This window comes from Pseudoalteromonas luteoviolacea (assembly GCF_001696455.1).
In the GTDB taxonomy this organism is placed as follows: Bacteria; Pseudomonadota; Gammaproteobacteria; order Enterobacterales; family Alteromonadaceae; genus Pseudoalteromonas; species Pseudoalteromonas luteoviolacea_C.
In genome coordinates this window covers 239,357-253,791 of the sequence record NZ_MAUJ01000002.1, presented here as the reverse complement: position 1 = coordinate 253,791, position 14,435 = coordinate 239,357, and the positions used below count along the sequence as shown (strand labels likewise).

The 14,435-nt window shown below is 42.2% G+C and carries 9 protein-coding genes; 6 read left to right on the top strand and 3 right to left on the bottom strand.

Going from position 1 to position 14,435, the window contains the following annotated elements; all coding sequences use genetic code 11:
* Nucleotides 1-91 precede the first annotated feature (91 nt).
* The 4 genes from ybaK to A7985_RS09690 all read left to right on the top strand — a co-directional run bounded on the left by ybaK (nt 92) and on the right by A7985_RS09690 (nt 4,871).
* Complete coding sequence (gene ybaK / locus A7985_RS09705; protein ID WP_065790268.1) at nt 92-550, top strand: Cys-tRNA(Pro) deacylase; 459 nt, start codon at nt 92-94, stop codon at nt 548-550.
* Nucleotides 551-761: 211 nt separating this feature from the next.
* Complete coding sequence (locus A7985_RS09700) at nt 762-3,014, top strand: acyl-CoA dehydrogenase (RefSeq protein WP_065790267.1); 2,253 nt, start codon at nt 762-764, stop codon at nt 3,012-3,014.
* Nucleotides 3,015-3,091: 77 nt separating this feature from the next.
* Nucleotides 3,092-4,045 (top strand): phosphotransferase, encoded by a 954-nt coding sequence (locus tag A7985_RS09695; protein WP_065790266.1) that lies wholly within the window; start codon nt 3,092-3,094, stop codon nt 4,043-4,045.
* A 7-nt stretch (nt 4,046-4,052) separates the two neighbouring features.
* The gene (locus A7985_RS09690) at nt 4,053-4,871 is read left to right on the top strand and encodes a DMT family transporter (RefSeq protein WP_065790265.1); all 819 of its coding nucleotides are present in this window, start codon (nt 4,053-4,055) and stop codon (nt 4,869-4,871) included.
* Here A7985_RS09690 and A7985_RS09685 read toward each other — a convergent pair whose 3' ends face one another.
* On the bottom strand, nt 4,872-6,521 hold the full coding sequence (locus A7985_RS09685; protein WP_065790264.1) for a S8 family serine peptidase: 1,650 nt from the start codon (nt 6,519-6,521) through the stop codon (nt 4,872-4,874).
* A gap of 190 nt (nt 6,522-6,711) precedes the next feature.
* Complete coding sequence (locus A7985_RS09680; protein WP_176716721.1) at nt 6,712-7,719, bottom strand: ABC transporter substrate-binding protein; 1,008 nt, start codon at nt 7,717-7,719, stop codon at nt 6,712-6,714.
* Between the two features lie 151 nt (nt 7,720-7,870).
* On the opposite strand from A7985_RS09680, the gene A7985_RS09675 reads away from it, so the two are divergent.
* The gene (locus A7985_RS09675) at nt 7,871-8,260 is read left to right on the top strand and encodes a cytochrome b562 (protein WP_065790262.1); all 390 of its coding nucleotides are present in this window, start codon (nt 7,871-7,873) and stop codon (nt 8,258-8,260) included.
* Here the strand turns inward: A7985_RS09675 and A7985_RS09670 are convergent.
* Entirely contained in the window at nt 8,257-10,089 is a 1,833-nt protein-coding gene (locus A7985_RS09670) for a TonB-dependent receptor (RefSeq protein WP_065790261.1), read from the bottom strand. The genes A7985_RS09675 and A7985_RS09670 overlap by 4 nt on opposite strands.
* 237 nt (nt 10,090-10,326) lie before the next feature.
* Between A7985_RS09670 and A7985_RS09665 the strand changes: the two genes are divergently transcribed.
* Nucleotides 10,327-14,376 carry a rhombosortase-dependent cadherin domain-containing protein gene (locus A7985_RS09665; protein ID WP_176716720.1) on the top strand — a complete coding sequence of 1,350 codons (4,050 nt, stop codon included), beginning with the start codon at nt 10,327-10,329 and terminating at the stop codon, nt 14,374-14,376.
* Nucleotides 14,377-14,435: the final 59 nt, after the last annotated feature.

Below are 14,435 nucleotides of genomic sequence, written 5' to 3'. Positions count from 1 at the left end.
TTCGAAAGCGAAGCATAAAAGACATTCGAACAGAGCAAGAACAGGCTGAATGCCTAACTTAGAACTGCGGTAATTTTGCCAAGGAGGAACCATGACTCCCGCTATAAACTTATTGAGAAAACAGAAAGTAGCATTTGAAGTATTAAAATTTAAGCACGATCCGAGTCTTACCAATTATGCACAAGAAGCGGCAACAAAGCTCAATCTGGACCATCATCAGGTCTTTAAAACACTCGTTATTGATGTAGATGGCGAGCTTTTTATTGGAATAACACCAGCAAATCAACAAGTTGACTTAAAGTCTTTTGCAAAATCAATATGTGGTAAAAAAGCTCAAATGGCTGATAAAAATCGGGCGCAAACTGCGACCGGTTATCTACTGGGTGGAATTAGTCCTTTTGCCCATAAGAAAAATATTCCAGTTGTCCTTCATGAAACAGCAAAACAATACCCTAATATTTATGTTAGTGGTGGGCGTCGAGGTCTAGAAATCTCAATATGTCCAGACATTCTAATTGCAATTACAAAAGCAAAACTAGCCACATTTTAGTTTATCCAGTCTTAACATCGCTACTACAGGACAAAAAAAGCAGCGAACACTAATTTCAGCTTACACGTGTAAGCTATTAATTCTGGGTTACTTTTCCATATAAATAAGCAAATTCAGTAAAAATATCGTTAATTTTTTCATTTGAGCAATTGATCTAATTTGAATTTTATGCCGTAATGTAAGTATATCTATCTGGTCGGATGAGTTTATTATGAGTTTAAGAACACAGCTAAGAAAAATATTGCCAAGCATTTCAATTACAGAACAAGAAGCGTTAGACGCAGGGGATGTTTGGTTAGAAGGTTCTATCTATCAAGGAAAGCCAGATTTTGGCGCGTTAAGATCTGTATCAGAAGCTAAGCTTTCTGCAGACGAACAAGCGTTTTTGGATGGGCCAGTTAAAACTTTGATGTCAATGATTGATGAAAATCAGATTCAAAACTCTAAGCACTTGCCTGAGCACATCTTGGACTTTTTGAAGCAAGAAAAATTTTTCTCACTAATTATCCCAAAGCAGTACGGTGGTTTAGAATTCAGCCCTTATGCAAATTCAACCATCGTTGGCACAATAGCAACTAAGTCATCTGCTGTAGCGGTAACCGTGATGGTGCCAAATTCGTTAGGCCCAGGTGAGCTACTACTTCATTACGGCACTGCTGAGCAGCAAGCCCACTACCTACCAAGACTTGCAAATGGTCGTGATATTCCGTGCTTTGCATTGACTAGCCCTGAGGCTGGTTCTGATGCCGGCGGTATCCCAGATCAAGGCATCGTCACCAAAGGTATGTTCGAAGGCAAAGAAGTGCTTGGTTTAGAAGTGACTTGGGACAAACGTTATATAACACTTGCACCGATCGCTACGGTACTTGGTTTAGCATTCAAAGTGTTTGACCCACAGGGTTTGCTAGGTGGTAAAGAGTCGCTTGGTATTACTTGTGCTTTGATCCCTAAATCGCACCCTGGTGTTGAGTTAGGAAACAGACATGATCCAATGGGTATCCGTTTTTATAACGGTACTACTCGTGGTAAGAAAGTGTTTATTCCAATGGATTTTATCATCGGTGGTCAGAAGAACATCGGACGAGGTTGGCAAATGCTTGTCAGCTGTCTTGGAGCGGGCAGGGGGATCTCTCTACCAGCACTTGGCGTGTCGACTAGCCAAGTCGCACTGAAATCAGCATCTGAATACGCTGCTGTACGAGAGCAGTTTGGTTTAGCCATTGGCCAGTTTGAAGGCATTCAAGAAAAGCTTGCGGATATTGCAGGCAAAGCATATTTACAAGAGTCAATGAGAGTACTGACGACCGAAGGGTTAGGCATGGGCTTAAAGCCTTCAGTGGTAACTGCTATCGCAAAATATCACATGACTGAACTTGGTAGAGATGTTTTAGACTCTGCAATGGATATATTGGCGGGTAAAGCCATCCAAAATGGCCCACAGAATACATTAGCAAGTGGTTACGTAGCTCAGCCGATCGCAATCACGGTTGAAGGTGCGAATATCCTCACAAGAAACCTGATGATATTTGGTCAAGGGGTTATGCGTTGTCACCCATATTTACAAAGTATGGTTGAGTCAATTCACAGTGAATCGCCAACCGCTGATAAAGAATTCAATAAGATTCTTCGAAAGACTATCGGTTATAGCGTAGGAAATGGACTTAGAGCGTTTAAGTTAGGTGCTTTTCCTTTCCTAGCGTCAGGTACGTCAAGATTGCCTGAAGTCGTAGAGTATGAAAAAGCTGCACAACAGTTATCTGCGAAGCTTGCTGTTTATGCTGATTTCTCTTTACTTGTGCTAGGTGGCAAACTGAAGCAAGCTGAGTTATTGTCAGCAAGGCTTGGCGACGTGATGAGTTTTGTATATGCAGCTATGGCATCAATTCGTTATTACGAGCAAAAAGTCTCTGAAAGCGAAAGAGCTCAAGCATCACCTTATTTCCATTATGCGACTCGTTATGCACTCGCTGAGGCTGAAAAAGCATTACACAAGTTCTTGGATAACTTCCCGAGCACAGCAGCCAGACGTTTTATGCGCGTCGCAACAATGAACTTCAGTCATCGTATGCCTAAAATTAGCGATGATATGATCCGTGAACTAGCGAAAGCTGCGCAGCTTGATACTGCATTCAAACAGCAAATTACGCACTTAGTGACGCCAACTCAAGGCGACGGACATGATATTAATGAACAAGCATACAAAGCTAAAATGGCTTGCTTAGATTCACTCGCAAAAGTCAAAAAAGCCCTTCGCCGTAAAGAGGTAAAAGCGGGTGTCACCTTTGACGAGACACTAAGCAATGCGTTTGTTGCCAATATTGTTAATGAACAAGAATACATTAAATTGGTTGACTATAACCGCAAACGTGAAAAAGCGATTCGCGTTGATGAGTACGATTTTGACTTAAACCTGATCGCCGATGAAAAAACGGACGAAAGACTAAAAACGGCAGTTAATCAGTAACACGCCTTTTCACCCGCTTATATCTATAAGCGGGTGTTTCATATAGACTGCACAAAAAGTTACTACGATGAAAATGTATGCAGTCCTCTTCTCTATACGAACAGTTTCTTAATACTCAAAGTAAAGATCAACGCATAGCCCTTTGGAATGGGTGTGGTACGTTGGAAAAGTTCACTCTTGGCAATCAATGTTATGTTGCAAAAGTGACGCAAGTTCCTCAGGATTTGCAGCACAAGAACATCAAACAAACGAGTTTCTCCCTTAAGAGAAAGGTACGCAGTTACGAAAAGGAACAACTGTTTTACAAGCAGTGTGTAGATGTTTTAAAAGACATTTGCATTGTGCCAAAAATGTTTGAGTTACATGCTGAGCGAGGGATATTTGTTACATTGCTAGAAGATTATGAAGCAAAAGGGTTTATAAATAAAAATACTGCTAATATTGAAGATATCAATAAAGTCATTGAATGGCTTGCGCATTTTCATGCTACATGGTTAGAGGAAGCACAGATTCACTCCCAATTTGAAGAATACGGAGAAGGGAATTATTGGCACCTAAAAACCCGCCCCGATGAGTTTGAAAAAATGCCATCAGGTTTACTTAAAGAGAACGCGCGTCGTCTTGATGTCGCTTTAACGTCAACAAGATACAAAACGATGATCCATGGGGATGCGAAGCTGGCAAACTTTGCTTTTGGTAGTAAGGGGGTTATTGGCTACGACTTTCAGCATGTTGGTGTGGGCATTGGGTTGTCAGATGTGATGTTATTGCTAACAACCGTGCTAGACAGTGAAGGTTTGGAAAAGCATTGCGAATTATTATTAGACAAATACTTTCAAGCGCTAACGACACAATTGAATAGAAATCAAAGTGCCATAGTAGGAAAAGACGTCGAAAATGATTGGCGAGCCTTGTGGCCGTTAGTATGGGTCGATTTTCACCGTTTTTTAGCTGGTTGGAAGCCAGAGCACCCAAAAATCAACGATTATATGAAGGCGCAGTCTGCTCACATGTTAATTAAGAGGCGATGAACCATTCATGGAGTTTGCTCTTGTTAGTGCTTTATTTTGGGTTGGGTTCGATTACACTCGTAAGCGCCTAGCTGCTTTTTTTTCAGCGCCTTTAATGTCGGTCGTCTTCAGTGCCTTAGTATTGCCGTGCTACTTCATTTATTGGCTTTTCGAAGATAGATCTATACCTACAATTCAGTACTTTTATCCTGCAACAATCAGCGGATTGTTAGCTGGCATTGGCAGCGTCAGTTTTATTCGTGCATTAGCGATTGGCAAAGTGGCGGTTATGCTGCCTATGCTCTGTTTAACTCCCGTAATTTCAGGTGTTTTCGCTTGGTTTTGGCTCGGTGAGTCATTGGGGGGACTCGAGCTTTTGGCGATCGCTATTTTGGTAAGTGCCTCATTTATTTTACAGGGCGGGAAGCTGACTTTTTTGGAGCCTGGTAGTGGTTATATATTACTGACTGCTATCTGTTGGGGTTGTTGCATCGTATTTGATAAACAGGCACTCAAGCTGAGCTCAATAGAATTTCACATTGTTTATATTACGCTAGTGGTACTCGTTTTTAACGGTCTGCTGTTTCGTCCCAAACTGTGTCTAGCAAAAATTACGCAATATATGTGGCTGTGGCTGAGTGCTGCAGCTTGTTTTTCCCTTGCTGTTACATTTCAATTTATCGCATTACTCGAAATACAGCCGGGTATTTTGGAAGCACTAAAGCGGGCTATTGGCATTATCGGTGCTGGCTTGATTGGGGTATATCTGTTTCAAGAAAAACTAACCCCAACACAGTGGTCCTGCATTGGGGTTATATTAGTAACGAGTGTATTATTTTCTATGTGATTAGTTACACTTAGCTACTTTTCTCCAAACATTAGAGAATACATCTGGACGTGCACCTCGTGACCACCAGATTGAGTGGTATTCGTATCCGTTGTAAGATACTTTGTCACCGACACGATAGAACGTTGAAGCGCTCCAAGCTGATAGGCCACTACAACCCGGCGGTGTTACAACGTCGTCAACAGTTACTTGCTTAACGATGCTGTCAAAGTCCCCAGCAGAATTAGTAACTTTAAGTGTTACATCGTAAGTACCTGCTTGCGCGTATGTGTGACTTGGCGAGCCTTGTGTACTAGAGTTTCCATCACCAAACGTCCAGTTATAAGAACCTACTGTTGAAGAGTTTGTGAATGTTGCTTTCAAACCTTGAGTCGTGAAGCTAAAGTTTGCAACAGGAACTGGGTCACCGCCGCCACAACCTTGTGCTAAGTAGTCATAAGCTGCTTTTGCTTGAACAATACCGTAACCGTATGACGTATCACGGCCCGCAGCACCTTTGTCTTTAGCTGTTGCATTAAGCGCTGCACGGATATCTGCGTTTGAACATTGTGGGAAGTTACTCCAAACTAGTGCTGCTACACCTGACACGTGAGGCGTTGCCATTGATGTACCACTGATGCTTCTGTAGCTACCGTTGTTCCACGTCGAGTTTACGCCTACACCAGGACCTGCAATTTCAACTTGGCTGTTATATTGCGAGAATGACGCTTTGTTTTCTGAGCTATCAACTGCCGCAACAGATACAACATTGTTGTATGATGCTGGGTAGCTTAGTGCACTGTTGCCGCCGTTACCTGCAGCTGCAATATGCAGCATACCGCGCTGATAACTTTGATCGAAAGCATTACGCTCTGCTGTTGAGCTGCCACTGCCACCTAAGCTCATGCTTGTGATGTGAGATCCTGCAGCTTCACACTGATTAATGGCTTCGATTAGGTCCGAACCATAAGCCCAGCGACCAGAGTCATTGAAAACTTTAACAATATGAAGGCCAAGGTTACCCGATGGGTTAACACCCACAACGCCAGTTCCGTTTCCACCTAGCGCCGCGATTGTGCCCGCAACGTGTGTACCATGACCATTACCATCATTGTACCAAAGACCAGTATCATTGGAGCCATAACCATCATCACCTGTTACGCCTGCACTCACTAAATCTTCGTGTGCACGATGATAACCTGTATCCATGATACAAACTTTGCGATTAGCAGCCGCTGCGTCGCTTACAAGCTTAGCCTGTACCATGTTGATACCATAAGGAGTAGATTCAGCAAGTGGTGAAATGCCCGCTTCAATTACTTCAGGAACGTAACGCTTTGGATCCACCTCAACTGTTTCTACATCACCGTTTTTCTCAAGCTCTGCCAACTGCTCAGGCGTTACTTCCATTACAACTGCATTGATATTTGGTAGAGTTTTGATTGCAGTCGTATTTAAATCATTTGCAAACAGCGATAGTGATTGTGCTTTGAACTCAGAAATTTCAGCTGTAGACATCGCAACAGGCAATGTGTTCGCCATAGATTCGCTTTTCAAAGTAACAATCATACGCTCGGTATTAGACGCGTGTGCTGTGGCAGTGCCAAGCGCAGACGCAACGCCAAGGGCAAGTAAAGTACATTTAGTGCTTGTTAGAAAGTTGTGTTTCATCTTGTTTGTCCTAGTTACATGTTGTTAACCAAATTAACTAAAACAGGTATTCTTCTCAGTGTCAACCGCGTGAAAAATATTCAATTTTACGGTGTGATTAATGTATTTATAACATAAGTTTAATTTAGATTAAATATTTGGTTATTTATTGGCCGTTGAATTGAATTTGTTTTTTGGTTGGATTAAAAGATTAGAAATTTAATTCGTCATTGATAGTCATAATATTGTAATCTTTTTTATCATTGATGAATTGAGAAAAGTCTACGCGACGAAGTCTATCTTCATGAATTGCTTTGTAGATAGGGGCAAATTCTTGTTTATAAGGTCGAAAGATGGCTATCTTTTGTGTGCCAATATATTTCACTAGCCCAAGCTGTAATTTTTTTAACTCGATAAGTAAGTAACCGCCCAATAAAACATGTCCACCTATGGACACATCCAATTTTGAATCATGCTCGTTGTCCCAGTTTACGCCCCCAATTTGTAGCTTATCTCTTATTCCAAGCTCGACAGCAGCTTGGCTAACACCAAAAGCAATTGCATCATTAGCACACCATACCAAGTCTACACTTCTGTAGCGGCGAAGTAGCCCTCGAGATAATTCTAAAGCACGTTGTTTTGACCACTGTGCATCTATTTTATCGACCAGCGTGACATTGGAGGCTCTATTTGTATAACTGAGTAACCCCTGTTCTCTCTCCGTTGCGGCATTGGTTGCAATGTCACCCAAAAATGCGAGCATAGAATGAGTGTGTTTATTCGAGTTGCGTTGGTTTGCTTTGTGTACTAGCTCTCTGGCGAGCATTGTGCCAGCTTGGTAGTTGTCTGGTAAAATCGATGCTTTGATACCAAAGCCCTTGGCAGCAAGTCTTTCTAGTGCAAGTTTATTAGGGCTGTTTAGCAAAAAAAGAATATTTGGGTGGGGTTTATCAGACGATAAAAGCACTTCAGTGATCACACGTTTTTCATCAACGAGTATAAGGTACTGTGCATCAGACTCTAGTGCTTGCTTGGTGAGTTCTTTCATAAGAATATGATTGCGCTCAGCAAACAACGTGGTTAATTCAATGTCTGTGTCTTCCGCGACGGCATTCATTATATTTGAAACGTTAAACCAAAAATTGCCAGTTGGGTTGTCATTGTTAAAACCTGGGTTGACGAATGTTACTTTCAGCGGTTGAGAGGCATAAGTACTCATGCTCAATACACCAAGGAGCAAATAAAACATACTGAATACAAACAAATATAAATAATTATAAATTTTCAAAATGTAAACGCCCTTTACACACGGTTGTTCTTGTGCAGTTTGCATATTTATATATACTAGCGCAATCTAAGAAGGGGGGGTTATGAAGTTTATATTTATTCTAGCACTTTTATTGTCTGGTTTTGCTCATAGCGATGAAGTACAAGATTTAAATCAAATCATGAAAAAGATGGGCCACGAATATAAACTCGCCATAAAGTCACAAGCTCCTATTGAAATGTCAGTGCATATTGACGCTTTTATTGAGCTAGTAGAACTAGCCAAAAAGCAAAAGTTTCAACAAGACAAAGCGATTGAGTCTCTAAAAGGCCTAGACCAAACAATCAAACTTGCAATGCAAGCAAAGCAGTTGGTTGGCGATAATGATCTGGCATCTGCGAAGTTAAGACTCAAACAAATAGACGAGCTTCGTATGGAGTACCATAAATTACATGAGCCGCCGAGCGTCTGGGACTTGTTATTCGGGCGCTAGATATGCCAATCGAATTGTAAAGAGAGCTGACGTTGAGGAACGAATGGCGCGTCTTCATCTGCTGTGGTTCTATACTCAGTATTGAATACGTTTTCTAACCTCAATGTACTACGGAGGTTATCTGTAATTTGCCACCTCGCATAGGCATTCACCATCGTTGAACTCGGTAATACTTGTTCTCCTGAGCCAACCTGATGCTTGTTAAAGTGATGAGATATTTCACTTGATAGCTCTAACTCGTGCCAGTTAAAACGATGAATTACACTCATTTTTAGCGGTGCTATTCCCTGTACATGATTGCCATTACTTTGTTTCGCTTGTTGCTTGGCGACAAGCCATTTGACGCTTTGTTCAGGTGTGGGCTTAAACTCTAATGTGAATTCATATCCCTTCAAGTTGACCTGTTCTAAATTGTTATATGTTCTATCGCCATTTTCCAATTTTGTTCGTTCAATAAAATTATTTAAGGTACTTTGATATACATTGAACCGGCCTGAAAAAGAGGCATGGGTATAAATATAATGTAATTCTAGCGTCCTGCTTTCTTCAGGTTTAAGGTGTTGATTACCAAGCGTGTTTCCGCGAGGGGTGACACCATTAAAATAAAGCTCTGTCATTGCAGGAAACCTAAACGAAGTTCCATATTCAGCTTTTAAAAAATGATTTTGAAATTTTTTCTCTATTGAACTTTGGTAAGACAGGTAATTATCTGACCTGTTTTTCTTGTCATTTTTCGCTTCGAAGTAATCATACCGGGCGCCCAAATTCAGTTTGGCATCAGAAAGCGAGAAGGCGGTACTGATAAAAGGAGCGACATTCAATGTTCTGCCATTTATTAATAATTGACCTTGCACCGTTGAATCATTGGATGTTTCTCGGTCAGAAATCTTTATTCCGTCTCGCGCTAACCAGTCGACTCCATAGCGCCACGATGCGCTTTGTGTATGTTTACTTGAGTACACATTGCTACCATATGTATGAGACTGGTAGCTCGTTAGGTTTTTTCGCTCTCCTATGCGCTCTACAAGGCTGTCCCAATTTTGGTAGTGGTGAAAGACTCTGAATAACCACCTATCTGAGTTTAATGTGGCTTGAAATAGACTGTGGTCATCTTTTGGGTAAATGGCAATTTGTGAGGACGGGTACTTAGCGCTGCTTTTTCCAATATCTTTACCCAATGAAGGCAGCCAACTAATGTTGTAATCAAGCCCTCCGGGCAAACTACCTTGATGGTAAAGCGACGTAGCGAGCTGTTTATAACCAGTATTTAAAGGCACCCCGGAGGCCGATTCTTGATTATTAGCCTGACGATAACTGACCAAAAGCGAATTAGAGATGCCGCCACTACCAATGGAAAAGCTCGAAGCGCTATTTGGTATTTGTTGCATGAGGCTAAGCGTTGATTGCTCTGGTTTATTAGTTGTAAGGTTTATGACTCCTCCAATCGCGCCAGAGCCATGCATCATGGAAGCAGCTCCTTTTTTAACCTCGTAAAATGATACTAGCGAAGGAGGCAAAAACGAAGCCGAGTTACCCGCTCTTCTGTCTGTGATAATAGGAATACCATCAACGTGCGTTTTGATCCGCCATCCACCTAGACCACGAATGCTATAACTTTGGAATAAGCCCCCTTGACCAGATTTGTGAAGGCCCGGGAATCGCTCTAATTGGTCGGCAATGTTTGTATTTGATGAACTAAATGTGCTTGGAGGTAGTGTTTCTACAGTAGAATCTTTGAATATCTCTTCTTTTAGCAAGTTCTTCCCAGCATATACCTCTACAACTTCAATGTTGTTTGACGCGACTGCTAACTCCAATAATTCAATCATATATCTCCATAAACATTGTCTTAACCGTGGATTAATTGGTATTTGTTACTACACTTTGCTCGGATGCCTATCGTTATGAAAGATGTTAAATGTGTTCGTGTGAAGATTCAAACAATTTTGACGCTATGTAAATCGGTATGTTTTGAACTCTGTGGTTTAGCACCTGTAGTAATGTTTATCGCTTATCTTGTTAACCTGATAGGACAGCAATTTGTTACAAAAAAAGGGATAAAACCAATGACACTTCTCCACCCCGTAAGTCTTGCTGTGGCAATCGCGCTCGGCGGCGCAACATATCTAGCCTATGACAATTATACTCAAGAAACTCCGTATGAAATGAAAGCGGAATTTCTAGCGAAGAAAGCGGCTAGTAAGTCACAGGCGCCAAAAAGGTACGACAAACCAAAAGAGGCACATGAATTTTACGTACAGCAAAGATTACCCATTGGCGCTTCTTCTTTGCCTACGGAAAAGTACTCTGCTGCGCTTGCTCAAATAAAAAATATGCCGCATTACTCGATTGCCGAAAACACCGTTTTATTTGACTATCAACCTCAGTTAAATGCGCCCGATGGGCAGAATCAAGAACTTGGTGATTGGCAAGAGCTTGGCCCCGGTAATATAGGTGGGCGTACAAGGACGCTTATCATACACCCGACTAATCACGACATAATGTATACAGCGGGCGTTGCTGGTGGCGTTTGGAAGACAACGGATGCTGGCGCATCTTGGCAACCGTTAAGTGATCTTGCAACCAATCTAGCAGTAACAACATTGACTTTTGATCCTAGCAATGCAGACATTATTTATGCAGGAACAGGGGAGGGCTTTTTCAATTTTGATGCGCTTCGTGGCGATGGGATATTTAAATCTTCGGATGCTGGCGTTACTTGGGAACAGATTTCTAGTACGGCCAGTAATGGCGACTTTCAGTACATAAACAAAATCGCGTTTAGTAAAAATGATGCCAATACCATGTATGCGGCAACCAGAACTGGCGTTCAAAAGTCAACCGATAGCGGGGTTACATGGACCTCTGCTTTCGTGCCTCAAGGTGCTTCGGTAGGGTGTACAGATCTTACCGTATTAAATCAGTCTGGCGTGGATGTATTATTGACTGCTTGTGGCTCTTTCAATACAGGCGGTGTGCACCGTAGTACAGACGCAGGCGCTAACTGGGCGCAGGTAATTGCTGGAGCAAACCAAGGGCGTACGACGATTGCTGTGGCACCGTCTGATAATAATATAATTTACGCTTTATCTGCTAACAGAGGTACACACGCAATGGATGCGGTGTATAAATCTACAGATATGGGTGCAACTTGGGCGACGACTGTTACGCAAGACACGGCGGATTCATTTACCAAACTCCTTTTAAGTAACACTGTATTTGGATTATTTGATCAGTGTTTTGGTGGCACGGCACAATTCTTTAACCAAGGTTGGTACGATAACATTATTGCGGTTGATCCAGTAAATCCTGACGTGGTTTGGACTGGTGGTATTGATGTATTCCGCTCGGATGACGGTGGTCAATCTTTTGTACCTACGAGTGTATGGTGGTTTGACCCAACAAATCCTCAATATGCTCACGCAGATCAGCACGAAATTGTTTTTCACCCGGATTACAACGGCACAACTAATACGACAATGTTTGTTGGTAATGACGGGGGGATCCAGAGAACTGACAATGCGCTCTCGGGCCGTTTAACCCTTGCTGAAGTGTGCGGCAACGCAGCAGCGGATCCAGCGCAAAGAGTCAGTTGGTCTACATTAAATAATGGGTATGCGGTCACCCAATTTTACCACGGTACTGTTAAGCCTAATGGTGAAAGCTATTTTGGTGGCACCCAAGACAATGGCACATTATCTGGTCAAGATGGCGGGTTTAATAATTGGATTGAAATACTCGGCGGTGACGGTGGCTGGACAGCAATCGACCCAACTAATCCAAATGTGATGTTTGCTGAAAATACAGGCCTTTCGATTCAAAAGTCGACTGATGGCGGTCAAAGCTTCAGCGGGGCGACAAACGGTATTTCAGGCGATAACGGATTTCCGTTTATTACACGTTTTGAAATGGCGCCTTCAAATCCTCAAGTCCTCTGGATCGGTGGTAATCAACTATGGCGCACAAGCAATCAGGCTGAAAGCTGGTCAGCTGCTTCAGGCGCTTTAAACGGCTCAGTATACTCAATTGGCATTGCGCCAAATACTGAGAGCGCAGTGGCAGCAGGTACTAATGGCGGCACAATATATGTGTCATATAGCGCAGATCAGGCAGATACTCAAACACAATGGGTAGAGGCGACACCTGAGGCTGGTGCGACGGTCAGCTCTCTCGCGTTTGACCCTAATGATAACCAAATTATCTATGCAACGTTGTCGAACTTCGATGTGACACATGTTTGGAAAACAACAGACGGCGGCCAAAACTGGCAAGCAATGGATAATGGTTTACCAAATGTACCAGCCATGACGATTGCTGTTGACCCTGTGAATAGCCAAAGATTGTTCGTCGGTACTGACTTAGGTGTGTTTGTGTCAGTGGATGGGGGCATGAATTGGATGGCAGATGGTTCGGGCTTAGCCAACACCAATATCGCGAAACTGGCAATTAAAGACTCTGAATTATTTGCTTTCACTCATGGGCGCAGTACCTATAAGGTTGGGATCAAAAGTGATACAAACAGAAGTTTAGAGGTTTCGGAAGATACGGACTTGATGTTAAGCGACGTGTTAGTTAATGAATTTGGACAGGCTTACGACTCGATTGAAATAGTTCAAACGTCAGAAAATGGCATGTTACTCTCTGGAGACCAGGTGCTAGAGGTCGGTTCGCAGGTGTTACAGGCTGACTTTGCAAATGTGAAATACAAACCAAATGAAAACTTCAATGGCGACGACGCATTTACGTTTAGAGGTACAACAAACACACCAACGGATACGCCAAATAACGATGGTGTAGCAAATCAGCATACTATTGATATAAAAGTGGCCGCTGTGAATGATGCACCAATGATACAGCAGTTAGAAGATTTAACTTTATATATTGATGAGCTAGTTGAAATTGATTTTAAAGAACACATTGAAGATGTTGACAATGATCAACTTATGATTTCTCTAGAACCATCAGTGCCTGGTATGTCATTTATTGATGGCGTGCTGTCTGGGCGACCATTTACTGAGTTTACTCAACAAATGACATTGATGGTGAGTGATGGAGAATTAGAAGCGACGCAATCGTTTAGACTGGATATAAATGAGCCTCCTAAACGCGCGCCTTCTATTGACGAAGGACAAATGTTCGAGATTCAGGAGAATAACGACGAGGGGGCGTCTGTCGGAATGCTGGAATTCAGTGACCCAGATCCTGATGTGTCGCCAGTTGATGGGTTTATGATTCTAGATGAAGTACCATTCATGATTGACGAGAAAGGGGAGATCTTTGCAACAGCCGAGCTGGATTATGAAATGCAAAGTGAGTTTAGCTTCTTTGTGCGCGCAATAGATACCATGGGTAATAGCTCTGAGTATACTGAAGTTAAGGTGTCTGTTTCCAATGATCCTGCTGATGACGATGTAGTTGATCCTGTCATTGATGAAGGACAAGTTTTTGAGGTCGTAGAAAACTCAGAAATAGGGACTGTTATTGGCATGCTTAAGTTTGCTGACTCGGATGATTCTCCAGTTGAATCCTTTGAGGTACTGGGCAATGTTCCATTTGAAATCAACACCAGTGGTGGAGTAACGGTTTCAGATAATATTGACTTCGAAACTCATGAGTACTTCGAATTTGCAGTCAAAGCCATTGGAAGCAAAGGTAACTCGTCGGATTACACGAAAGTTAAGGTTATGGTTATTGATGACCCAAATGATCAAGGGGCTGACAACCAAGATCCGGTAATCCCTACAGGGCAGGTATTTGAAATTCTTGAGAATGCTGCTTTAGGCACGATCGTTGGCCGCTTAGAGTTCTTTGATCCAGACCCAGACACAACGCCAGTTAAAGAGTTCTTTGTTATCGGTAATGCACCGTTCAACATCGAGCCAAATGGAGATATTGTTGTACGGGGCAACCTCGATTTTGAATTCCAAAGTGTAATTAAGTTTGGTGTGAGAGCTCAAGATACTGATGGAAATACATCGGAGTATACAGAAGTTACCGTAAACCTTATTGACGTCAGAGGTAATGACGATGATGATAACGATGGTGATTCAGGCTCTTTTGGATTCTTAGCACTGTTAAGTTTGCCATTAGCACTATTAAGAAGACGTAAGCGATAAGCTAGAAAATTGAACTTAAAAAGCGGCGCAAGCCGCTTTTTTTCGGCTATCGGTTTTTA

Bases quoted from the DNA above. Each gene is read 5' to 3' on its own strand.
- ybaK (WP_065790268.1), top strand. From the start codon at position 92: ATGACTCCCGCTATAAACTTATTGAGAAAACAGAAAGTAGCATTTGAA.
- A7985_RS09700 (WP_065790267.1), top strand. From the start codon at position 762: ATGAGTTTAAGAACACAGCTAAGAAAAATATTGCCAAGCATTTCAATT.
- A7985_RS09695 (WP_065790266.1), top strand. From the start codon at position 3,092: ATGCAGTCCTCTTCTCTATACGAACAGTTTCTTAATACTCAAAGTAAA.
- A7985_RS09690 (WP_065790265.1), top strand. From the start codon at position 4,053: ATGGAGTTTGCTCTTGTTAGTGCTTTATTTTGGGTTGGGTTCGATTAC.
- A7985_RS09685 (WP_065790264.1), bottom strand. From the start codon at position 6,521: ATGAAACACAACTTTCTAACAAGCACTAAATGTACTTTACTTGCCCTT.
- A7985_RS09680 (WP_176716721.1), bottom strand. From the start codon at position 7,719: ATGAGTACTTATGCCTCTCAACCGCTGAAAGTAACATTCGTCAACCCA.
- A7985_RS09675 (WP_065790262.1), top strand. From the start codon at position 7,871: ATGAAGTTTATATTTATTCTAGCACTTTTATTGTCTGGTTTTGCTCAT.
- A7985_RS09670 (WP_065790261.1), bottom strand. From the start codon at position 10,089: ATGATTGAATTATTGGAGTTAGCAGTCGCGTCAAACAACATTGAAGTT.
- A7985_RS09665 (WP_176716720.1), top strand. From the start codon at position 10,327: ATGACACTTCTCCACCCCGTAAGTCTTGCTGTGGCAATCGCGCTCGGC.